Origin of the sequence: Parabacteroides massiliensis, from assembly GCF_900155425.1 — a bacterium.
Lineage (GTDB): Bacteria > Bacteroidota > Bacteroidia > Bacteroidales > Tannerellaceae > Parabacteroides > Parabacteroides massiliensis.
Genome location: NZ_LT700191.1, coordinates 268,652 through 289,870, shown reverse-complemented (window position 1 = coordinate 289,870; position 21,219 = coordinate 268,652). Strand labels below are relative to the sequence as shown.

The window sequence follows — 21,219 nt, the reverse complement described above, 5'->3', positions numbered from 1 at the left end:
CCTTTGTATTGAAAAACACTGAAATAGCATGAAGTATTATCGAATATTTTCTTTTATCTTGTTGTCCGTTTGTGTCGTATTGGGATATAGCTGTAATACTGCTGCATCTTCCGGACGGGAAATCCTGGATATGAATACCGACTGGGCTTTCTATCGAGGAGAAGTGGAAGAGGGGAGCCGGACGGAGTTGGATGATTCCGGATGGATGCCTGTTACCCTGCCTCATATCATGCAATTGGAAACGAAGCATTGCGGCGGAAACTCCATTTATGACGGTATCGGTTGGTATCGCCGTTATTTCAAACTGCCTGCAAAATATAAGGATAAACGGATCGTCGTCTCTTTTGAAGGAGTGATGACGAATTGCGATGTTTATCTGAACGGTCAAAAACTGACGGAGCATCATGGCGGTTATATGGGATTTGTCGCAGACCTTACGGACCGTATCGATTGGAACGGCAATAATGTGCTGGCTGTCCGGGTTTCTGCCGAACCGGACCCGCTGACACCTCCGGGAAAGCCGCAAGACAAGATGGACTTCTATTATTATAGTGGGATTTACCGGGATGTTCGGATGGTGGTTACGGATAAAGTATATATCACCGACCCGTTGCAGGAAGATATTGTTGCCGGTGGAGGTCAGTTTGTGACGTTTCCCGAAGTAACGAAAGACAAGGCGAGGACACATCTTGCGACTCATGTCCGGAATTTGACGGATAAAGATCAAGCACTGTCTGTTTTCTCGCAACTGGTCGATTCGGCAGGCCATGTCATTACAGAGGTTGAAACATCGGTCACCTTGCACAAGCAATCGGACAGAACGGTGGAGCAGGACCTCATTGTCGACCAACCTGCTTTATGGCATCCTTATACGCCTAATCTCTACACCTTGCGTACGCAATTATTATCGAAAGATAAAGTTCTCGACGAAACCACCCGGAAAATCGGTATTCGTACGATCCGGTACACGGCCGAGGAAGGATTCTTTATCAACGGGGAAAAACTGTATATGCGCGGAGCCAACCGTCACCAGGCTTTTGCCAATGTTGGAGATGCGGCTTCTAACTCGATGCAGGTACGGGATGTGATCGACCTGAAACGCGGTGGTTATAATGCGGTTCGTGCCGCCCATTATCCGAATGACCCGGCTTTCCTGGAGGCGTGTGACCGGTATGGACTGTTAGTGGTGGAGTGTATTCCCGGATGGCAGTTCTATAATCCGGATTCCACCTTTATTAAACGTTTGTATGAGATCGGGCGCCAGATGATCCGTCGTGACCGGAACCATCCATCTGTCGTTCTTTGGGAAACGGCTTTGAACGAATCCCGTTATCCGGTCTCTTTGGCTAAAGAGATTTTCGAACTGTCTCATGCCGAGTATCCGGGTGACCAGATGTACACGGCGGGCGATTATTTCGGACATGCGGAGATGGAGCCTTATTATGATGTCTTTTATAAACAGGTTTCCAAATTCCCGAAAGACGGGGATGTGATGAGTAATTATCCGGAAGATTTTATAGTAGTCAAGCCGTTGTTTACCCGCGAATGGGGAGATGGCGTAGGCGAAAAGCCGCGTGTCAGCTTGAAAGAAAGCGAGGAAGAACAGATGCGCCAGTGTCGTAGCCGTATCGAGCAGTTGAATGGTAAAGGCTATTTTGACTGGTGCATGCTGGATGCCAATCCACATATGGGTGGACATTTCGTTTGGAGCTACAATGACTATGCACGGGGCAGCCAGGATGAAACGATGTATAGCGGTGTGGTGGATATCAACAGGTATCCGAAATTTAGCTACTTCATGTTGCAGAGTATGAGGGACAAAGCTGTTTCACAACCCGGATTGTATGAAGGGCCGATGGTCTTTATCGCTTCTTATAATGCTTCGGGAGATTTCGCCTCGTCTACAACAGATATAACGGTTTTTTCCAATTGCGACGAAGTCCGTCTTTATCGTAATGAGAAGTTGATCGGAACTCAGACACGGGAAGAACGGACACCGTTGTATCGTTCGGTTGTCGAGAAAGGCGGCAGCCCGGTGTTTGTCTTTAATGCTGGGAGATATGAAGCCGGAACATTAAAGGCGGAAGCGCTGGTTGACGGAAAGGTGGTGGCGACCCACAGTGTGAGCACTCCGGGAAAAGCCGATCGTCTGATTGTGGATATCAAGACGGATGGCCTTGTCCCTGTTGCCGACGGCTCGGATATGATCCCTGTCTATTTTAAGGTTTGTGACAAGAATGGTTCTTTGGTTTGTAACTCTGGACAGGAAATCCGGATTCAGGTGTCTGGTGAAGGAGTGCTGGTCGGAGATACGATCAGCCGTATCGGAATCAATCCTCAGAAGGTGGAAGGAGGCGTTGGTTTCGCATTTGTCCGCACGACGAAGAAAGCCGGTAAGATTACGGTGAAGGCAACAGCTGAAGGTTTGTCATCCGGTGAAGCGGAAATCAGCACGAAACCGTTTGAAGGAATCTATCTGCCCGATGGGAAACATGCCCAGTTTACCGGGAAAGAGGAAGACAATGTCGTGGTAAAACCTTCTTCCTGGCAAAAGCACATCTTAGAAAGACCTCGTTTGAAAATTGCGTCGGTCCGGGTTGGAAGCAGCCAGGACGGATATCCGGCTTCCAATATAATCGACAATGATGATCATACTTGGTGGATTGCCGGAGAAGACCGGTTGCCGCAGGTGGTCACTCTGGTACTGGACCGTCCGGCATACGTGGCTGCCAGCCGCATTCTTTTCCAGAAAGACAGTTCTTCCTATAAGCATAAGGTGGAGACTTCTGAGGATGGCGAACGATGGGAACTCCTGTATGAACGCGAATGTACGGGGTGGGAATTCAAACCGATGACGGTTGACCGAGAAGTGAAATATATCCGCCTGACAATCGAGGATGTTTCCGAAGGACGTGCCGGCCTGGGGGAATTTTCTCTGTATTAATATATAATGTATAACACGTCTAATCTGTCGAGGCAAACGTACAAGATGGACGGTATCGAAGTGGAAGAGAGCACTTGGAGCCGTCCAATAAAAATTTTGTATACCTTTGCAGCCATAAAAAGAGAAAAAATATGATTTCTGTTGAAGGACTTACAGTTGAGTTTGGCGGGTTTACGCTTTTTGATGATGTTTCGTTTGTGGTAAATAAGAAGGATCGTATCGCACTGGTGGGAAAGAACGGTGCAGGAAAATCGACGATGCTGAAAATATTTGCCGGATTGCAGTCGCCTACCTCCGGGACGGTCAGCGTACCGAAGGAGACGACGATCGGTTATCTTCCCCAGCAGATGAAGCTGGCGGATACACAGACGGTGCGCGAAGAGGCGGAGCAGGCCTTCGAACATATCCATGAGATGGAAAAGGAGATAGAACGGCTGAACCAACAACTGGCCGAACGGACCGATTATGAAACGGAATCGTATCAGAATCTCATAGACCGTGTCACGCATTTGACGGAACATTTCCAGATGATGGGTGGAAACAACTACCATGCCGAGTTGGAACGGACATTGATCGGCTTGGGATTTAGCCGTGAAGATTTCGACCGGCCGACCTCCGAGTTCAGTGGGGGATGGCGCATGCGTATCGAGCTTGCCAAGCTCCTGCTCCGCAAACCGGATGTCCTGTTGCTGGACGAGCCGACCAACCATTTGGATATAGAGTCTATCCAATGGCTTGAAAACTTCATCGCGACACGTGCCAATGCGGTGATCCTGGTTTCGCATGACCGGGCGTTTATCGATAACACGACTTTCCGGACGATAGAGATAGAACTTGGGAAGATTTATGATTATAAGGTAAAATATTCCGAATATGTGGAATTGCGCAAAGAGCGTCGCGAACAACAACTTCGTGCCTTTGAAAACCAACAGAAGAAATTGGCCGATACGGAAGCTTTCATCGAGCGTTTCCGCTATAAAGCGACCAAATCTGTGCAGGTGCAATCCCGTATCAAACAGTTGGAAAAGGTCGAACGCATCGAGGTAGACGAAGTGGATACGGCTATGTTGAGCCTGAAATTTCCTCCGGCTCCCCGTTCCGGTTCTTATCCGGTGATTGCGGAAGATGTCGCCAAGCGCTATGGCGACCATCTGATATTCGAACATGCCACTTTCACGATTAACCGTGGAGACAAAGTCGCTTTTGTCGGCAAGAACGGTGAAGGTAAGTCTACGTTGGTTAAATGCATAATGGGAGAGATTACCGATTTTACAGGAAAGCTTCAGTTGGGGCATAATGTGAAGATCGGCTATTTTGCACAGAACCAGGCACAGTTGCTGGATGAGAATATGACAGTTTTCGATACGGTAGATTATGTGGCGCAGGGGGATATCCGCCTGAAGATACGGGATATACTGGGAGCTTTCATGTTCGGCGGAGAAGCATCGGACAAGAAAGTGAAAGTGTTGTCAGGTGGAGAAAAGACCCGTCTGGCCATGATCCGGTTGTTGTTGGAACCCGTGAACCTGCTGATCCTCGACGAACCGACCAACCATTTGGACATGCGTTCGAAAGATGTGCTGAAAGATGCTTTGAAAGAGTTCGACGGCACGGTTATCGTCGTTTCGCACGACCGTGAATTTCTGGATGGGTTGGTAGACAAAGTGTATGAATTTGGAAATAAACGGGTGGTCGAGCATTTAGGAGGCATTTATGATTTTTTGGAACATAAAAAGATGGATAACTTGCGCGAATTGGAACGTTCCGCCCAGGCTACAACCGCCTCTACGGAAGGAACCGCTTCGGAACCGACTCGAAACAAGCTCTCTTATGAAGCTCGCAAGGAACAAAGCAAGGCAATCAAGAAAATAGAAAAAGCGATAGCCGAATCCGAAAAGAAAATAACGGAACTTGAAAACTCCATTGCCGCTATCGAGGCCAAACTGGCTACTCCCGAAGGGGCGGCGGATGTTTCCCTATACACCGAATATTCCGAATTGAAGAAGAACCTTTCCGATACGATGGATCTTTGGGCGGAACAGACGATGGAACTGGAAGAATTGAATGCTGCCAATCGTTAGCATTCAATTCTTTTCTCTACAGATTACTGGTTCAACATCTGGTATAACTTATCCAGTTTCGGAGCCATGATGATTTCCGTGCGGCGGTTTTTTGCACGGCCGTCAGCAGTCTCATTGTCGGCAACCGGCATAAATTCTCCACGGCCACAAGGCTGTATTTGCAGCGGATTGACATTGTAGTCTTTTGTCAGGATGCGGACAACCGAGGTGGCGCGGATAACACTGAGATCCCAATTGTCTTTGAATTGGGCTGTGTTGATAGGTTTGCTGTCGGTATGTCCTTCGATATAAACATCGATGTCGGATTGCTTGTTGAGGACCTCGGCGAGCTTGGCCAAAGCCTCCTTTCCTCGTTTGTCGACACGGGCGCTTCCCGATTCGAAAAGAAGTTTGTCCGACATGGCGACGTAGACTTTCCCATCTTTCTCACGGACGGTCAGTTCGTCACTACTGAACCCCAAAAGGGCATCCTTCACGCTGTTAAGCAGATTCTGTACCCGTTCGGTCTGGGCATTTATCATATCCTGCAGTTCGTTGATCGTACGTTCGCGTTCATCCAGTTCGCTCATTTTCTGGCTCAGGAGTGAATTCAGCTTTTCCTGTTCCGTCATGTTGGCACTGAGCATGCTTTGATAATTGCGAATGTTTTTACCCATGCGGGCGGTGTCTCGTTCAAGTACGGCAAGACGTGAGGTGAGGCCGTCGTTGTTGTCACGGCAGTTCACAAGTTGGTTCTGCAGGTCGTCTCCCCGGGCAATAGCTTCCAGGCGTCCGTTTTCGGCCAGCAGATACTTTTTCTTCGTTACACAAGAAGTGCAGGCAAGCAGTGCGGAGACTGCAACTAATAGAACTTTTTTCATTTTGTGGATAATTTCAACGAATGTAATATTTATTGTACATTACTTGTATCGGGTTTAGGATATTTGCAAATAATTAAACTATAATTAAGGTCTCACGGCAACATGATCCGCGTTAACAACAACCCCAACGCAACTGACACTCCTGTGGCAACCAATCCCGGCATCATAAACGAATGGTTGAGGAGATATTTGCCTATGTGCGTCGTTCCGGTACGGTCGAAATTGATGGCGGCAACGATGGTCGGATAGTTCGGGATAAAGAAATATCCGTTTACGGCGGGGAACAGCGCTATCAGCATATAGGGAGAGATGCCGAGGGCGATTCCTAACGGCAACATTGCGCGGATGGTCGCCGCCTGGCTGAATAAAAGAATGGACATCACGAATAAGGCCAGGCCGAAAAGCCACGGCATTTCCGTTACGATGTGTTCGATCGAGCCTTTCAGTTCCGTCATGTTCCCGCCGATAAAGGTGTCACCCATCCAAGCGATACCGAAGATCGCGACGACGGCTTGCATGCCGGCGGAGAAAACGGAACCTTGTACGGCCTTTATTCCATCCGTCCGGGTGACGAGCAGGATAAGGGCGGCGGCTGAAAGCATCAATATCTCGATGATATGCGCCATCTGCATTTGTCGGGTTGCCCCGTTTGCCAGGCTGAATGCCGGTCGCAGTGTATCCATAGAGCCAAACAGGACGATACCGATTGTCGCTGCTACGAATATGATCACTGACAGGAGGGCGGCACGATGGTTTTCGACTCCTTTGGCTACATATTTATTGTCGCTGAACTCCTTGTTTGCCACACGGCGCAGGTATTCAGGATCTTCCATCAACTCTTTTCCGACATGCAGCGAACAGAACGCTCCTGCCAGAACACCTGCCAATGTGCAAGGGACGGAGATCATCAGGATGTTCATCAACGATATGTCATGTCCCGACAGCATGCTGAGCAACGCTACGGTCGCCGCAGAGATCGGACTGGCCGTAATGGCTTGCTGGGACGCGATCACCGCAATTCCCAATGGTCGTTCGGGACGTATCTTTGTTTCCGTTGCCACTTCCGCTATCACGGGAAGGACTGAATAGGCTACATGTCCCGTTCCGGCAATGAATGTGAATATGTAAGTTACCAACGGGCTGAGGATCGTGATCTTGGAAGGATTCTTGCGCAGTAGTTTTTCCGCCCATTTCACCATCAGGTCCAGTCCGCCGGCTGCCTGCATGCAACTGGCGGCAGCGATGACAGCAACGATCATCAGCATTACGTCGATAGGAGGGGAAGTCGGTTCCAGGCCGAAGGCGAAAGTGAGGATGCCTAATCCCAGGCCACCCAATACTCCTAAACCGATACCGCCGAGGCGGGCTCCGATAATAATTGCAACTAAAACGAATAATAATTGTAACAGCATGTCTTGTTAAATGTAGATTTAGTTTGTAAAGGTCACAAATTTAATTATTTTTGTTGCGCTAAGTACTACAAAAACAATTAATACGAATGAAAAGAATCTATTTCGCAGCTTTGGTAGGCTTGTTTGGGTGCGTGTCGGCATTGTCGGCACAAGGACGGAGTGAGTTTCTGTTGGAGAAAAACTGGAAATTCACCCGCGAAGACAACAATGAGTTTATAAAACCTGCTTTTGACGACAGCAAGTGGCAGTCTGTGACTGTCCCGCACGATTGGGCGATCTACGGCCCTTTCAGTTCCCAGAACGATAAACAGGAGGTCGCCATCTCGCAGGATGGCCAAAAAGAGGCGATGGAGCATGCCGGACGTACCGGCGGACTGCCGTTTGTCGGTGTGGGATGGTATCGTACCGAGTTCGATGTCCCTCAGTTCCAGGCTGGCAAGCGGGCAACGATCCTGTTCGACGGAGCGATGAGCCATGCCAATGTCTATATCAACGGGCAGAAGGTCGGCTATTGGCCGTATGGCTACAACTCTTTCCACTTCGATATCACGAAATATCTGAAGCCCGGACAGAAGAACACATTGGCTGTACGTTTGGAAAACCAGCCGGAGTCTTCCCGTTGGTATCCCGGAGCCGGTCTTTACCGGAATGTTCATCTGATTGTTACCGAAGATGCCTATATTCCGGTTTGGGGAACATATATCACGACTCCTTCGGTAAACGAAAAGTTTGCGAAAGTGAACGTACGCGCCAAGGTGGTCCTGCCCGAAGGCGCTGATCCAGCCCGATATAGTGTCGAGACCAGCCTATGGAATCCGGACAAGCAGAAGTTGACGGCTGTCCGTACTTCTCTTGCGCAAATGAAATATGACAACGACCAGGTGGAACAGGATTTTATTATCCAGGACCCATCCTTATGGTCTCCGGAAATGCCTGCTTTGTATTCCGCAGAAACCCGCCTGTACGAAGGTGACAAGCTGAAGGATATCTACACGACTCCTTTCGGCATCCGCTCGATCGAGATCATACCGGACAAAGGTTTCTTCCTGAATGGCAAGCAGACTGTCTTTAAGGGGGTCTGTAACCATCATGATCTCGGTCCGTTGGGGGTTGCCGTCAACGATGCAGCCATCCGTCGCCAGATACGTATTCTGAAAGACATGGGGTGCAACGCGATCCGAACTTCCCACAATATGCCTGCTCCTGAGTTGATAAGGGCTTGTGATGAAATGGGTATGATGATCATGGCGGAGAGCTTTGACGAATGGAACGTGGCTAAATGCCGGAACGGTTACAATCTGCTTTTCGACGAATGGGCGGAAAAAGACCTCATGAATCTGCTTCATAACTTCCGCAACAATCCGAGTGTTGTCATGTGGTGTGTCGGCAATGAAGTGCCCAACCAGTGGAATGAAGGAGATTGTAAAATTGCCAAATGGTTGCAGGATATCTGCCATCGTGAAGATCCGACACGTCCGGTAACCCAGGGAATGGATGCTCCGGATGCGGTGGTCAATAACAACTTTGCAGCCGTGATGGATGTGGCCGGTTTTAACTATCGTCCTTTCAAATACAAAATTAACTACAAAAAGTTGCCGCAGCGGATCATTTTAGGTAGCGAAACCGCTTCGACGGTTAGTTCTCGTGGCGTTTATAAATTTCCGGTCGAACGTAAGGCGATGGCTAAATATGACGACCATCAGAGCTCCAGTTACGATGTGGAGCATTGCGGTTGGTCTAATCTGCCGGAAGACGACTTTATCCAGCATGAAGATTTGCCGTATTGCATCGGTGAGTTCGTGTGGACAGGATTCGATTATTTGGGTGAACCGACTCCCTACTATACGGATTGGCCAAGCCATAGCTCTCTGTTCGGCATCATCGACCTTGCAGGTATTCCAAAGGATCGTTTCTACTTGTACCGCAGCCATTGGAACAAGGCTGAACGTACGTTGCATATCCTGCCTCACTGGACCTGGCCGGGACGTGAAGGTGAAGTAACACCTGTCTTTGTATACACGAATTATCCTTCAGCCGAACTGTTCATCAACGGCAAGAGCCAAGGCAAACGCACGAAAGACTTGAGCGTCGGATTGGACAGCAGCTATACGGAAGCCGCTCAGAAAAGTTTCGAACGGCAGAAGCGCTACCGCCTGATGTGGATGGATACGAAATATGAGCCGGGTACGTTGAAAGTGATTGCGTATGACAAGGATGGCAACGCCGTTGCGGAAGAGGAAGTACATACGGCAGGCAAGCCTCACCATATCGAACTGACCGCAGACCGCGATCGCCTGAAAGCTGATGGCAAGGATCTCTCTTTTATCAATGTCCGTGTTGTCGACAAGAACGGCAACCTTTGTCCGGATGCAACCCATAAGGTGAAGTTCAATGTCCGCGGCTTGGGCTCTTACCGTGCGGCCGCCAACGGTGACCCTTCATCTCTCGAATCTTTCCAGGCTCCGCAGATGTCTCTTTTCAAAGGCCAACTGACAGCAATCGTACAGACGGAAGAAACACCGGGCGTCATTGTCTTCGAAGCTTCTGCTCCGGGTGTGGAAAGTTCAAAAATTGAATTGATCAGCGAATAGGTGGATTTTTCCGCCCATCCCGATAAAACGGACAGGCTTCGGATTCAGAACGGACAGGCATTCGTTCGGAATCCGAGGCCTGTCCGTTTTTATTTGTTGGTGACGATATTTCCAAACACATCGAACTCGACCGTTACGGCCTGCCCGTCATGTATGACATTGAATTTGTGGAACGCACCGTTGGCATCGATAAACATGTAAATAGATTCCACTTGGTCATTTCCGTATTCGGAGGCTCTGAACGCATCCATGATGACTGTCGGTACTTCCTGTTCCGAGACTTTCCAGGTCGTACTTTTCCATGTATATATCTGGGTCAGTTCGACAATCTTTAAAGTCTTCCCGTCGAGGATTGCCAATTGTACGCCAAAGGTTGTGTTTTCTATATACAGCAATTCTGCTCCCTGGAAGGTCAGTCCCATCAGGTCGGCCACTTTTTCAGGGATGATGATCGGTTGGTCGATATCATCTTTAGCATTATCGGATGTTTTGATCAGGTCGCCGTATAAAGTATAATACAGGTCGGTTTCCTGTTTCGCTTTTTCAACTTCCACCTTATATACGGTTCCCATTCCGGCTCTGCCGATGGTATCGGCTTCCTCTATCTTCCATCCGGCATATTTCCCTTGTTTGATATCGGCCGAGATAGCCGCAGGCAACAGGTTTAGCGGTAAATCCGTCTTAATCATGGCCCATACTCCGAGATGGTCGAACCAGGCAGTGTTATCGAGAGAGTTATTCTCAAAGTCTATTATATAATAATCGTCATTGACAGTCCATTCTGTGTCATGTGCATCCGGATATTTGGCCTTGAAAGCGTCCAGGATTGTTTTAGGAGGTTCGATGCCGCCCGGTATGTTTTCGTCGTCTTTGCTACAGTTGGCAAAGAGCAGGGCAAAACTTGCGAAGATTGTAAAGATTGAAATTTTAGTCTTCATGATTTATCGTTTTAATTTGTTACGAATAAACAACAGGTGAGGTCGAAAAGTTCTCTCAAAACCGAACACTCTGTCCGATTTTGAACACCTGTTCCGATTCATATCTTCACGTAATCAATGATTTATGTTTTTGGCACGGAGTTTGCCCTGTAAAAGCCGTCAAGGCGGAATGCCGGAAAAAGAAGAATAAAAACAATGCTAAATATGGACAGAGAGATTTCAAAAGAAGTTCAGAGAAAGGAACAACGCAAACAGTTTATCAAGATAGGAGCAATCGCCGGTGTCCTTATCGTCCTGACCGTAATGGTGTTTTCCATACTTCAGACCAGCCTGAAACGGAAAGATCTCAATATTTCGACGGTCGACAAGGGAGTGATCGAAGTTTCGGTCAGCGCGTCCGGTAAAGTGATTCCGGCATTTGAGGAGATCATCAATTCACCGATCAACTCCCGTATCGTAGAAGTGTATAAGCGGGGCGGGGATTCGGTCGATGTCGGCACGCCTATCCTGAAACTGGATTTACAGAGTGCCGAGACGGAATATAACAAGCAGTTGGACGAAGAGCAGATGAAGAGCCTGCAACTGGAACAACAACGCGTGACGAACCACAACAAACTTTCAGAAATGGAAATGAACTTGAAAGTCTCCCGCATGGAACTAGATCGCAAAGCTGTCGAACTCCGAAACGAACGCTATTTGGACAGTCTGGGAGCCGGTACGACCGACAAAGTCCGCCAAGTGGAACTCGATTATAATGTGAGTGTTCTCAAGTTGAAGGAAGACGAACAAAAATATAAGAATGAACAGGCCCTTGCCGAAGCGGAGTTGAAAGTAAAAGAATTGGACTTGAACATCTTCCGCAAGAGCCTTGCCGAAACCCGACGTACGTTGGAGGATGCCCAGATCCGTTCGCCTCGTAAAGCGATCCTGACCTATGTGAACAACGAGATTGGTTCGCAGATAGGCCAGGGGGCAAAGGTGGCAATCGTTTCCGACTTATCCCATTTCAAGATAGAAGGCGAGATTGCCGATACCTATGGTGACCGTATTGCCGCAGGCAGCAAGGCGGTTATCAAGATCGGCAGTGAAAAGCTGAACGGGACGGTCAGTGATGTTACTCCCTTGTCGAAGAACGGTGTAATTTCCTTTACCGTCCAATTGGAAGAAGATAATCATAGGCGTCTTCGTTCCGGTTTGAAGACCGATGTCTATGTGATGAATGCCGTGAAGGATGATGTGCTCCGCATTGCCAACTCCTCTTATTATGTCGGAAAAGGCGAATACGAACTTTTTGTCGTAAACGGCGACCAGTTGTTGAAACGTAAAGTGCAGCTGGGAGACAGCAATTTCGAATATGTCGAAGTGATCAGTGGTTTGCAGGAAGGTGATGAGGTCGTCGTTTCAGACATGAATGCTTATAAGGATAAGAATAAACTGAAAATAGAAGATTAACAAATAAAAGTAAACTTTATGTTCAAACAGTATTTCAAACAAGCTCTCCAGATGTTGAAGGAGAATCGCCTTACCAGTGTGATTTCAATTCTTGGAACGGCACTTTCAATATCGATGATACTGGTCGTGGTTCTCCAGTTTCAGATCAACTTGGTCGGTTTCCGTCCGGAGTCGAACCGGGACAGGATGCTTTATATCTTGGGGATACGGGCGGATTCACGGGATGACAAAAACCGGAATTCGACCAACATGTCCGATGGTGTAGTGAAAGAATGCCTTTATCCGCTTCAAACACCCGAGGCTGTGACGGCGATAGCGAGAAATAATGCGATTGTCTCTCTGCCGGACCGGCAGTTGTTCAGGGAATATGTAATAAAGTACACCGATCCCGGTTTCTGGAAAGTCTTTGATTTCCGTTTTGTTTCCGGCAAACCGTTTACGGATGCTGATTTCAGTTCCGGTCTGCCTCGTGTAGTCATTGCGAATACATTGGCCCGCGAGCTTTTCGGATCGGAGGACCCGATTGGAAAAGATGTGCTGATAGGATATGTTCCGCATACGGTTACGGGAGTGGTGGAAGATCCGACGCGGGCCGCTTACAGTGCCTACGCAGATGTCTGGGCTCCTTATACCAGCAATGCGAATTATGTGAACGGTATGTCGTGTGGTGGTGTCTGCGGTAGTTTCCAGGGAATTATCCTGGCCCGTTCAACAAGCGATTTCGAGTCGATCCGTACGGAAATCAAGCAGGCTGTCAGTCGTTATAATGCTGCAGGCCGGGAGTTCGTTTTGGGAATGAACTTTGTCTTCTCTCGTTTGGATCTGGCTTTGGGATCGAACGATATGAATGGTGGCATCCGGAAGGGATGGAAAGAATATCTGACGAAAACGGCTCCTTTGCTGTTGTTTCTGTTGTTGGTGCCGACGCTGAATCTGACAGGTGTTGTGCAGTCGTCTGTCCAGAAACGTCGTTCGGAGATGGGGCTTCGTAAAGCGTTTGGGGCAACGAAAGGACGCCTGCTCGTACAGGTCTTATGCGAGAATCTGATTATCACTCTGATCGGAGGTTTGATCGGGATTGTCCTGTCCGTTGTCATGCTCCAACTCGGCAAGTCGTTTCTCTTGACAAAAGAGACGGCGGTTACTTTCGAGATGCTTTTCAAACCCGTCCTGTTTGCTGCCGCCCTCTTCTTTACCCTGCTGCTGAACCTGCTGAGCGCCGGTCTTCCGGCAATCCGTATTGCCCGTGAACAGATTGTGGATGCGTTAAACAATAAATAAACTTGAATACAATGATCAAACATATACTGAAGATAATGTGGAACCAGCGTCGTAGCAACGGCTGGATATTTGCAGAGTTGTTAGTGGTGGCAGCGGTGCTCTGGATGATGATAGATGCATTTTGGGTGGATTATCGCACATATCATGCCCCACTTGGTTTTGATATCGAGAACGTATGGCGTTTTAAGTTGAGCAATCTGGATGTGAAGGCACCGGGCTACGTCCCCGATTCTCTCTACCATTCGTCCGATCCGGAAGACCTGACACAATTGATGACTCAGATCCGCCAGAATCCGGAGGTGGATGATGTTTGTGTCACGTACTATTCCTGTCCCTATTCGAATGGCAATTCCTGGCGGGAAGTCAAACCTGTGGACGGTGATACAATTTATGCGGCCCATATGGAGGCATTCCAGATGCGCAATGTCACACCGGAATATTTCCGCCTCTTTCGTATCCGGACGATCGACGGAGAATCGGTGTACGACAAAGTTGCAGGGCGACACAATGTGATCGTGGTCACGCCGGAGATGGCGGAAGGATTCTATCATGGCACTTCGAATGTAGTCGGCCGCCGCGTGTATCATAGCAATAATGAGTTGTCGTCCGAGATCGCAGCGGTTTCCACTTCCATCCGCACGAGTGAATATGATCGGCCGGAAGCCTCCTATTTCCAATGTATGGAAGGTGAAACTTACAATTCGACCGTCAGTGATTTTGGAGCCAGTAACGCCGAGTTCTGTGTCAGGATGAAACGTCCTTACACGCAGAACGAGATGAACCTGTTTCTGGACGGAATGGGGGAGAGGCTGAAGGTCAACAACCTCTATGTCTATGGCGTAACCCCGATCTCCTCATTCCGCGAACAACAATTGGGCTGGAAGGCGCGGATGGCAAAAAACAGGATATCCCTGATGAGTTTTATGCTGATAAATGTCTTTTTCGGTATCATCGGCACTTTCTGGCTTCGCATGCAAAACCGTAAAGGAGAGATCGGCCTTCGGATGGCTTTGGGGGCCCACCGTATCACGTTGGAGCGCTATATGTATGCCGAAGGGCTTTGTTTGCTTGCCTTGACATTGCCTTGGCTGTTCTTCTTCGCCTTTAATATGGTTTATATGGACCAACTCGATTCCTACCGTCAACCCCTCACATTTGTACGTTTCCTTGCGACCTTCGGCTTCACCTATCTTCTGATGGGCGCCATGATCTGCATCGGGGTCTGGTTCCCGGTGCGCAAGGCGGTTCGGTTGGCTCCGGCGGAGGCGTTGCATTATGAGTGATGCACAAAAGCGTACTGATTACCAATAGGAATGTATATATTAAAGAATATAATAACAACGGGTAGCCTCGATCCTACCCACAACAAACGATAATGATTATGATTACACTTACAAATCTTGAAAAGATCTACCGGACGAAAGAAATCGAAACGGTCGCCTTGGAAAACGTGAACCTGACAGTCGATAAGGGAGAATTCCTGAGTATCATGGGCCCTTCCGGTTGTGGCAAATCTACATTGCTAAATATCATTGGGCTTTTGGATGCCCCGACATCCGGTACGGTCGAAATTGCCGGAACCTACACTGCCAATATGAACGACAAGCAACTGGCGATGTTTCGTAATCAAAAGTTGGGTTTCGTCTTCCAGTCTTTTCATTTGATTAATTCACTGAATGTACTCGATAATGTTGAACTACCTCTTCTCTACCGCAAGGTCAGTGCCAAAGAACGTCGTGTTGCTGCCGAAGCCGTACTCGAAAAGGTCGGTCTTTCGCATCGTATGCGCCACTTCCCGACACAGCTTTCAGGCGGTCAGTGCCAGCGTGTCGCCATTGCCCGTGCCATTGTCGGCAACCCCGACATCATCCTTGCCGATGAGCCGACCGGTAACCTGGATTCCAAGATGGGAGCCGAAGTCATGGATTTGCTCCACAAACTGAACAAGGAAGACGGTCGCACCATTGTCATGGTAACCCACAACGAGGAACAGGCAAAACAGACAAGCCGTACGGTACGTTTCTTCGACGGGCGGCAGGTAATGTAATAAATCATAACAGAATAGACATGTTAAAAGTTTATTTCAAACAGGCCTGGAACCTGATCCGGCAAGAACGCCTCTTCAGCTTGATTTATATTGTCGGTACGGGATTGTCCGTGTCGATGGTGATGGTTTTGTCGATCGTCTTCTATATGAAGGTCGCAAACATCTACCCGGAAACGAACCGTGACAGAATCCTGGTGGCCAAAAGCGGAATGGTAAGCTTCGAAAACGGCAGGAATTCCAGCAGTTCCCTTTCCGAGGGAATGATCAATACCTGTTTTGCTTCTTTAGACGGAGTAGAGGCTATTGCCTTGATAAGTAGAAAGGATGGAGAGTTTCTGTTGCAACCGGAAGGAGATCCGGTTCAGTTGCCGGTGACAGTCAAGTATGTAAATACGGACTTTTGGAAAGTGTTCCCGTTTCGTTTCATAGACGGAAAACCTTTTACGGATGCCGACCAACAGTCGGCCATCCGGACGGCAGTGATTGCCGAAAGCCTCTCGCGTCGCCTGTTCGGCAAAGATGAAGCTGTCGGTAAGTATATATCCCTGAATTTTCGGAGTTACCGGGTATGCGGCATCGTGAAAGACGCCTCGTTGGTGACTCGTGAAACCTATTCCTTGATTTGGCTTCCCTATACGCTCGCCGATGGTTATCAACCGAACAGTAGTTTTTACAATACTGAAGCCTTGGGCGAGTTCAGTGCCTATATCCTCGCATCGAAGGATAAGAACTTGGCTGATTTGAAGAAAGAGGCGGAAGCGGCCGTAGAACGTTATGGAAAAACGTTGCACGACAAGACTTTTACGGCTCTGGGGCAACCGGATTATTACTGGCAGTCTATTTTTCGTTTTTGGAGTAATAGCAGGCCCGAATATGGAAAGTTGGTTTTACAATACGGATTGGTCTTGTTGATCCTCTTGCTGGTCCCTGCCGTCAGTCTGTCCGGCATGACCGATTCCCGTATGGAACGGCGGTTGGCTGAGATGGGAGTGAGGCGTGCTTTCGGTGCGCCGGTCACGACATTGATGGTGCAGGTCATTTCGGAGAATTTCCTGTTTACGGTGTTAGGTGGTGTATTCGGGTTATTGTTGTCCTATCTGCTGCTCTATCTCTCCCGTAGCTGGATTATGCAGTTGGATGCAACCTTTGTCGATGTGTTGCCGGAAGGAGCGGACGTTGTTTTCAGCCCTTCCATGCTGGTGAACTATCAGGTGTTCGGCATAACATTGTTTGTCTGCTTCCTGCTGAACCTGCTATCAGCCTTGATTCCGGCTTGGAGAGCCTCGCATCGCCAGATTATCTATTCGTTGAACGCTAAATAGAAGCCTTATGTTGAAACATATATTTAAGCAGTTATGGAACCGCAAGCGGGCAAATATCTGGATCGGCGTGGAATTGTTGCTGGTCTTTTGTTTGCTTTGGTACATTGTGGATTATTTCTTTGTTTTGGAGTACAATAAGAGTTTGCACTCTTGCCGCGATATGGATCATACTTGGCAGGTCGAAGTGGCCTTGCTTCCGCCGGAGCATTCGGAATACCAGCCGGGCGAGAGCGATTCGACAGCTTTGGAAGACAACTGCTACCGTTTGTTGGACCGCATCCGCGGCTATAAGGGAGTGGAGGCGCTGGCCGTATTGAGTAATTGGAGCACCCCGGGTGGCGGCGGCTACTATGGCGATTGGTTTCGCAGTCGGAAAGATACGACACGCAGTGGGCACGGCCAGGCCATCCTGTTTGATCCGCGTACCGATTTCTTCAAAGTCTTCCGTTATACGACAAAAGAAGGCAAACCTGTCTCGGTGGATGATTTCGACTGGGCTGATCCGAAGTCCGTCATCATCGGCAATATGGCTAAAGAGACTTTCTTTCCGGACGGCGATGCAATCGGACAGATTCTGGAGAGTCCGGAGAAGCCGGACGAATGGAATTTCGTTGTGAAAGGTGTGGTCGGTGATATCAAACGTTTCGATTATGAACGTCCCCAGCTTACATTCTACAGAGCATGGCGTGCGACGGCCGATAATATAACGGAAGAAATGGAGATAGCTGTCCGCAGCCGTGAATCCATACCGGACAAGCAATTTTTGCAGGATTTCAAGCAGACCATGAGCCGTGAGTTGCGCGTCGGGAATTTTTATCTGAAAGGAGTCAAATCGTATAACCAGATCAATAAAGATACGGATTTCGAATTCGGACAGACGAACAACGTACGGATCCGTACCGCATTTCTGTTATTCTTCTTAATCAATATCATGCTTTGCGTGATGGGTACTTTTTGGTATCGTATCCGGATGAGGCGTGACGAGATCGGTTTGCGTATGGCAATGGGATCGACGCGTACCGGCATACGGAAGTTGCTGATTTTGGAAGGGCTTTGCTTACTGGCGATCGCCTCTTTGCCGGGTATGCTGATTGAAATACAACTCATATACGCAGGATTGATAGAAACAATAGGAAAGCAGAATAACCAGCTTGTCACTTATCTGCCCGACCATGTGGTTCTGCGTTTTATCCTGACCAATTGTTTAACCTGGGTATTGCTGGCGATTGCGATTGTGGCGGCTATCTGGCTTCCGGCCGATAAAGCAGCCAAGATGGAGCCGGCAGATGCTTTGCATTATGAATAGAGATCGATAATAGCACTATTTGTTTTTTATTGAAAGCCCGGCTTTGCAGGGATTGCGAAGCTGGGCTTAATTTGTCTAAAATGTCATGGAAGCATATATGCCGAAATGTTTATCGCTTGCAACGGGACAGATAGACAAATTCTGCTTCGCGGCAAACGGACGGGTAAAAATGTAAGCGCTTCCGGCTCCGAGAGCAGCTCCCGCCGCTACGTCCCACCAGTCGTGTCTCTTGGCGTATGTCCGGCTCCATCCTACATAGGAAGCAATCGCATAGGCCGGAATTCCCCATTTCCAGCCATAGCGGCGTTGGATAAACGCTGCTCCTGTAAACGATACCGAGGTATGCATGGATGGAAACGAATGTTTGTCGCTACCGTCCGGACGCTCTTTCTTGATCAGATATTTCAGAGCGTATGTCATACCTATAGTAGAAACGCCTGCTAAAGCGCCCTGCTTCAGTCCTTGCCAGTCTTGCAACACCAACACGGTGGTCAGGCTCGCTACAGGTGTTACGAGCGCCAAAACATCTCCTGATGTACGGACAGCCTTGCGGCTTCCGCTAATCTCAACTTCCTGTGTTTTTCCTGATAAACAAATGAAAAACATGAAAATCAGGGTGAGAATTCGTTTCATTTATAGATATGCCCTGTTTTTACGTTATTTGCTTTTTTCGAGAATAAGGCGGCTGATGCGTGCTTGCACCTGCATTAGGGTTACAACGTCAACATTATCAAAGTCAATATCGATGAGTCTAAGTTTGTTTTTCTGAGCGGGAATACGTGGTGAATAGCCCATTTCTTTTACTAAATCATCGATCATTTCTTTGATTTTCTCTGCTCTTTTTGGATAATTTACTGTGCGTGCCATAATCTTCTGTTTTAATGTTTAATTAATGATGGCACAAATATAAACAAAGAGAATTGGAAAACAATGAAATAAAAGATTATTCTTTTAAATAGTCGTTCAAAATCCCAGTTTAGGAAGAAAAATAATCAATCCTACTATGGCTGCTGCTATCGCCATAATTAAAACAGAACCGGCCGCAAGGTCTTTCGTCTTTTTTATCGCTTCGTTGTATTCGGGTGAGACCAAATCAGCCAATGATTCAATAGAAGAATTGACAGCTTCGGCCGATAATACGGCTCCTATTACGATTGTGATTGCGATCCATTCTGTCTTGGATAAACCGAAAAAAGAACCGGCTATAATCACGCAAATAGCCGTAAAACAATGTATCCACGCATTATGCTCATTTTGTATCAATAAACGGATACCATTAAAAGCATACCGGAAACTTGCCAGTCGTTTACGAAAAGTGAAACCGCTGTTTTTCATCTTGTTTATTGTTTTTGAGAGAATGGGACAAAGATACGGATAATACTTCAAAAACGGACACACTGTTCATTTTCGGACACTATGGTTTGAGGCATGTTGCAGAGAATCAGTTGTATATCTTTTTGGCATGGCTTTTGCCAACAGAAGGGCAAAACATTTATTACGATGAAAAAGATATATATAGCCATCATTTCTCTTCTGCTGTCAGAGGCCGGATTGCTGGCGCAGGAACAAGATACCGTCAGGCTGACCCTCAAGGAAGCGATCAACCTGGCACAAATGCAATCGGTGGATGCTGCGGTGGCCTTGAATGAACTGAAGACTGCTTACTGGGAATACCGTACGCACATCGCCGACCAGTTACCGGAGATCAATTTCAAGGGGACGCTCCCCTCTTACAGCAAGCAGTATACCAAATACCAGCAGTCCGACGGCTCGTATACCTTCGTCAGGAATAACTCGCTCGGTCTGAACGGAGAGATTTCGATTGACCAGAACATCGCCTTGACCGGTGGTAAGATATCGTTGAATTCATCCCTCGATTTCAACCGGCAGTTGGGGCAGGGCGCGTTCAACGAATATATGAGCGTGCCTATCGGGTTGACGCTTACGCAGCCGATTTTCGGAGTGAACGACCTGAAATGGAAAAGACGTATCGAGCCTGTCCGCTACCAGGAAGCGAAAGCTGCTTATATCGAGAGTGTAGAAAATGTGACGATCAACACGATCGGCTATTTCTTCAACCTCCTGTTGGCGAATGAGAATTTGGTGATCGCCAGGCAGAATCTCGAAAATGCCGATAAACTGTATGAGATAGCTGTTGCCAAGCGTAAGATCGGCCATATCTCCGAAAATGAACTGATGCAGCTGAAACTGTCTGCCTTGCAAATGAAAGGGAAACTGACCGAGGCGCAGTCCGGCCTCAATGCCAACATGTTCCGGCTCCGTGCTTTTTTGGGGTTGAGCGAACAGGAGGTGATCGAACCGGTCCTGCCGGAATCCGTACCCTCCTTGCGGATGATCTATGAGGTTGTCTTGCAGAAAGCACAGGAAAACAATTCGTTTGCCAAGAACATTCGTCGCCGCCAGTTGGAAGCCGACTATGAGGTGGCGACAGCCAAAGGAAACCGTCGCAGTATCAACCTTTTCGCTACGATCGGTTATACAGGAAAGGATCATACGTTCGATGCCGCCTATAACCGGCTGAAGGGGAACCAGGTGGTTGAAGTCGGTATGACGATCCCGATTCTCGACTGGGGCAAGCGGCGGGGAAAAGTGAAAGTTGCCGAATCCAACCGCGATGTGACTTTATCCAAGATCCGTCAGGAGGAGATCAGTTTTAATCAAGATATTTTCTTGTTGGTAGAAAACTTCAACAATCAGGCCGCCCAATTGGAGATTGCACAAGAAGCCGATGTGATTGCTGAGAAACGTTACAAGACTTCGATCGAGACATTCATGATCGGCAAGATCAATATCCTGGACCTGAACGACGCGCAACAATCGAAGGATGAAGCCAAACAGAAACATATCCAGGAGCTGTACGACTATTGGAATTATTATTACAATATACGCAGTGTCACTCTTTATGATTTCATCAGCGGCCAGACTCTCGATGCGGAATTTGAGAAGATCGTAAGGCAATGATTG

The 21,219-nt window shown here is 48.1% G+C and carries 16 protein-coding genes; 10 read left to right on the top strand and 6 right to left on the bottom strand.

Going from position 1 to position 21,219, the window contains the following annotated elements:
* Window positions 1-28 precede the first annotated feature (28 nt).
* Together BQ9893_RS12230 and BQ9893_RS12225 are read left to right on the top strand one after the other, a co-directional pair.
* Window positions 29-2,944: a glycoside hydrolase family 2 TIM barrel-domain containing protein gene (locus BQ9893_RS12230; protein ID WP_075966295.1), complete on the top strand. Its 2,916-nt coding sequence runs from the start codon at window positions 29-31 to the stop codon at window positions 2,942-2,944.
* A 131-nt stretch (window positions 2,945-3,075) separates the two neighbouring features.
* Window positions 3,076-5,025, top strand: a complete 1,950-nt coding sequence (locus BQ9893_RS12225; protein WP_075966294.1) for an ABC-F family ATP-binding cassette domain-containing protein — start codon at window positions 3,076-3,078, stop codon at window positions 5,023-5,025.
* Window positions 5,026-5,048: 23 nt separating this feature from the next.
* Here BQ9893_RS12225 and BQ9893_RS12220 read toward each other — a convergent pair whose 3' ends face one another.
* Both BQ9893_RS12220 and BQ9893_RS12215 read right to left on the bottom strand, forming a co-directional pair.
* Entirely contained in the window at window positions 5,049-5,885 is an 837-nt protein-coding gene (locus BQ9893_RS12220) for an OmpA/MotB family protein (protein WP_075966293.1), read from the bottom strand.
* Between the two features lie 92 nt (window positions 5,886-5,977).
* Window positions 5,978-7,297 (bottom strand): anaerobic C4-dicarboxylate transporter family protein, encoded by a 1,320-nt coding sequence (locus BQ9893_RS12215; protein WP_075966292.1) that lies wholly within the window; start codon window positions 7,295-7,297, stop codon window positions 5,978-5,980.
* 86 nt (window positions 7,298-7,383) lie between these two features.
* On the opposite strand from BQ9893_RS12215, the gene galB reads away from it, so the two are divergent.
* Window positions 7,384-9,888 (top strand): beta-galactosidase GalB, encoded by a 2,505-nt coding sequence (gene galB / locus BQ9893_RS12210; RefSeq protein WP_075966291.1) that lies wholly within the window; start codon window positions 7,384-7,386, stop codon window positions 9,886-9,888.
* An 89-nt stretch (window positions 9,889-9,977) separates the two neighbouring features.
* Here galB and BQ9893_RS12205 read toward each other — a convergent pair whose 3' ends face one another.
* Entirely contained in the window at window positions 9,978-10,826 is an 849-nt protein-coding gene (locus BQ9893_RS12205) for a PepSY-like domain-containing protein (protein ID WP_075966290.1), read from the bottom strand.
* 204 nt (window positions 10,827-11,030) lie between these two features.
* Here BQ9893_RS12205 and BQ9893_RS12200 point away from each other — a divergent pair, with 204 nt between their 5' ends.
* The 6 genes from BQ9893_RS12200 to BQ9893_RS12175 all read left to right on the top strand — a co-directional run bounded on the left by BQ9893_RS12200 (window position 11,031) and on the right by BQ9893_RS12175 (window position 18,234).
* Window positions 11,031-12,278 (top strand): efflux RND transporter periplasmic adaptor subunit, encoded by a 1,248-nt coding sequence (locus BQ9893_RS12200; protein WP_075966289.1) that lies wholly within the window; start codon window positions 11,031-11,033, stop codon window positions 12,276-12,278.
* An 18-nt stretch (window positions 12,279-12,296) separates the two neighbouring features.
* On the top strand, window positions 12,297-13,559 hold the full coding sequence (locus BQ9893_RS12195; protein WP_075966288.1) for an ABC transporter permease: 1,263 nt from the start codon (window positions 12,297-12,299) through the stop codon (window positions 13,557-13,559).
* 11 nt (window positions 13,560-13,570) lie between these two features.
* The gene (locus BQ9893_RS12190; RefSeq protein ID WP_075966287.1) at window positions 13,571-14,842 is read left to right on the top strand and encodes an ABC transporter permease; all 1,272 of its coding nucleotides are present in this window, start codon (window positions 13,571-13,573) and stop codon (window positions 14,840-14,842) included.
* A 98-nt stretch (window positions 14,843-14,940) separates the two neighbouring features.
* Window positions 14,941-15,606, top strand: a complete 666-nt coding sequence (locus BQ9893_RS12185) for an ABC transporter ATP-binding protein (RefSeq protein WP_075967357.1) — start codon at window positions 14,941-14,943, stop codon at window positions 15,604-15,606.
* Between the two features lie 20 nt (window positions 15,607-15,626).
* The gene (locus BQ9893_RS12180; protein WP_075966286.1) at window positions 15,627-16,928 is read left to right on the top strand and encodes an ABC transporter permease; all 1,302 of its coding nucleotides are present in this window, start codon (window positions 15,627-15,629) and stop codon (window positions 16,926-16,928) included.
* A gap of 7 nt (window positions 16,929-16,935) precedes the next feature.
* Window positions 16,936-18,234 (top strand): FtsX-like permease family protein, encoded by a 1,299-nt coding sequence (locus tag BQ9893_RS12175; RefSeq protein ID WP_075966285.1) that lies wholly within the window; start codon window positions 16,936-16,938, stop codon window positions 18,232-18,234.
* A 75-nt stretch (window positions 18,235-18,309) separates the two neighbouring features.
* Here the strand turns inward: BQ9893_RS12175 and BQ9893_RS12170 are convergent, their stop codons facing one another.
* From BQ9893_RS12170 to BQ9893_RS12160, 3 genes are all read right to left on the bottom strand, one after another.
* Window positions 18,310-18,867, bottom strand: a complete 558-nt coding sequence (locus tag BQ9893_RS12170; RefSeq protein ID WP_075966284.1) for a phosphatase PAP2 family protein — start codon at window positions 18,865-18,867, stop codon at window positions 18,310-18,312.
* 24 nt (window positions 18,868-18,891) lie between these two features.
* Entirely contained in the window at window positions 18,892-19,101 is a 210-nt protein-coding gene (locus tag BQ9893_RS12165) for a hypothetical protein (RefSeq protein ID WP_075966283.1), read from the bottom strand.
* Window positions 19,102-19,197: 96 nt separating this feature from the next.
* A complete protein-coding gene (locus BQ9893_RS12160) occupies window positions 19,198-19,569 on the bottom strand; it encodes a diacylglycerol kinase family protein (RefSeq protein ID WP_075966282.1) in 372 nt (123 codons plus the stop codon).
* Window positions 19,570-19,734: 165 nt separating this feature from the next.
* Here BQ9893_RS12160 and BQ9893_RS12155 point away from each other — a divergent pair, with 165 nt between their 5' ends.
* Window positions 19,735-21,216, top strand: coding sequence for a TolC family protein (locus tag BQ9893_RS12155; RefSeq protein WP_075966281.1), 1,482 nt, complete (start codon window positions 19,735-19,737; stop codon window positions 21,214-21,216).
* Window positions 21,217-21,219 lie beyond the last annotated feature (3 nt).

Coding starts and splice junctions, on each gene's coding strand:
- BQ9893_RS12230 (WP_075966295.1), top strand. CDS start 29: ATGAAGTATTATCGAATATTTTCTTTTATCTTGTTGTCCGTTTGTGTC.
- BQ9893_RS12200 (WP_075966289.1), top strand. CDS start 11,031: ATGGACAGAGAGATTTCAAAAGAAGTTCAGAGAAAGGAACAACGCAAA.
- BQ9893_RS12180 (WP_075966286.1), top strand. CDS start 15,627: ATGTTAAAAGTTTATTTCAAACAGGCCTGGAACCTGATCCGGCAAGAA.
- BQ9893_RS12195 (WP_075966288.1), top strand. CDS start 12,297: ATGTTCAAACAGTATTTCAAACAAGCTCTCCAGATGTTGAAGGAGAAT.
- BQ9893_RS12190 (WP_075966287.1), top strand. CDS start 13,571: ATGATCAAACATATACTGAAGATAATGTGGAACCAGCGTCGTAGCAAC.
- BQ9893_RS12215 (WP_075966292.1), bottom strand. CDS start 7,297: ATGCTGTTACAATTATTATTCGTTTTAGTTGCAATTATTATCGGAGCC.
- BQ9893_RS12170 (WP_075966284.1), bottom strand. CDS start 18,867: ATGAAACGAATTCTCACCCTGATTTTCATGTTTTTCATTTGTTTATCA.
- BQ9893_RS12185 (WP_075967357.1), top strand. CDS start 14,941: ATGATTACACTTACAAATCTTGAAAAGATCTACCGGACGAAAGAAATC.
- BQ9893_RS12225 (WP_075966294.1), top strand. CDS start 3,076: ATGATTTCTGTTGAAGGACTTACAGTTGAGTTTGGCGGGTTTACGCTT.
- BQ9893_RS12155 (WP_075966281.1), top strand. CDS start 19,735: ATGAAAAAGATATATATAGCCATCATTTCTCTTCTGCTGTCAGAGGCC.
- BQ9893_RS12160 (WP_075966282.1), bottom strand. CDS start 19,569: ATGAAAAACAGCGGTTTCACTTTTCGTAAACGACTGGCAAGTTTCCGG.
- BQ9893_RS12175 (WP_075966285.1), top strand. CDS start 16,936: ATGTTGAAACATATATTTAAGCAGTTATGGAACCGCAAGCGGGCAAAT.
- galB (WP_075966291.1), top strand. CDS start 7,384: ATGAAAAGAATCTATTTCGCAGCTTTGGTAGGCTTGTTTGGGTGCGTG.
- BQ9893_RS12205 (WP_075966290.1), bottom strand. CDS start 10,826: ATGAAGACTAAAATTTCAATCTTTACAATCTTCGCAAGTTTTGCCCTG.
- BQ9893_RS12165 (WP_075966283.1), bottom strand. CDS start 19,101: ATGGCACGCACAGTAAATTATCCAAAAAGAGCAGAGAAAATCAAAGAA.
- BQ9893_RS12220 (WP_075966293.1), bottom strand. CDS start 5,885: ATGAAAAAAGTTCTATTAGTTGCAGTCTCCGCACTGCTTGCCTGCACT.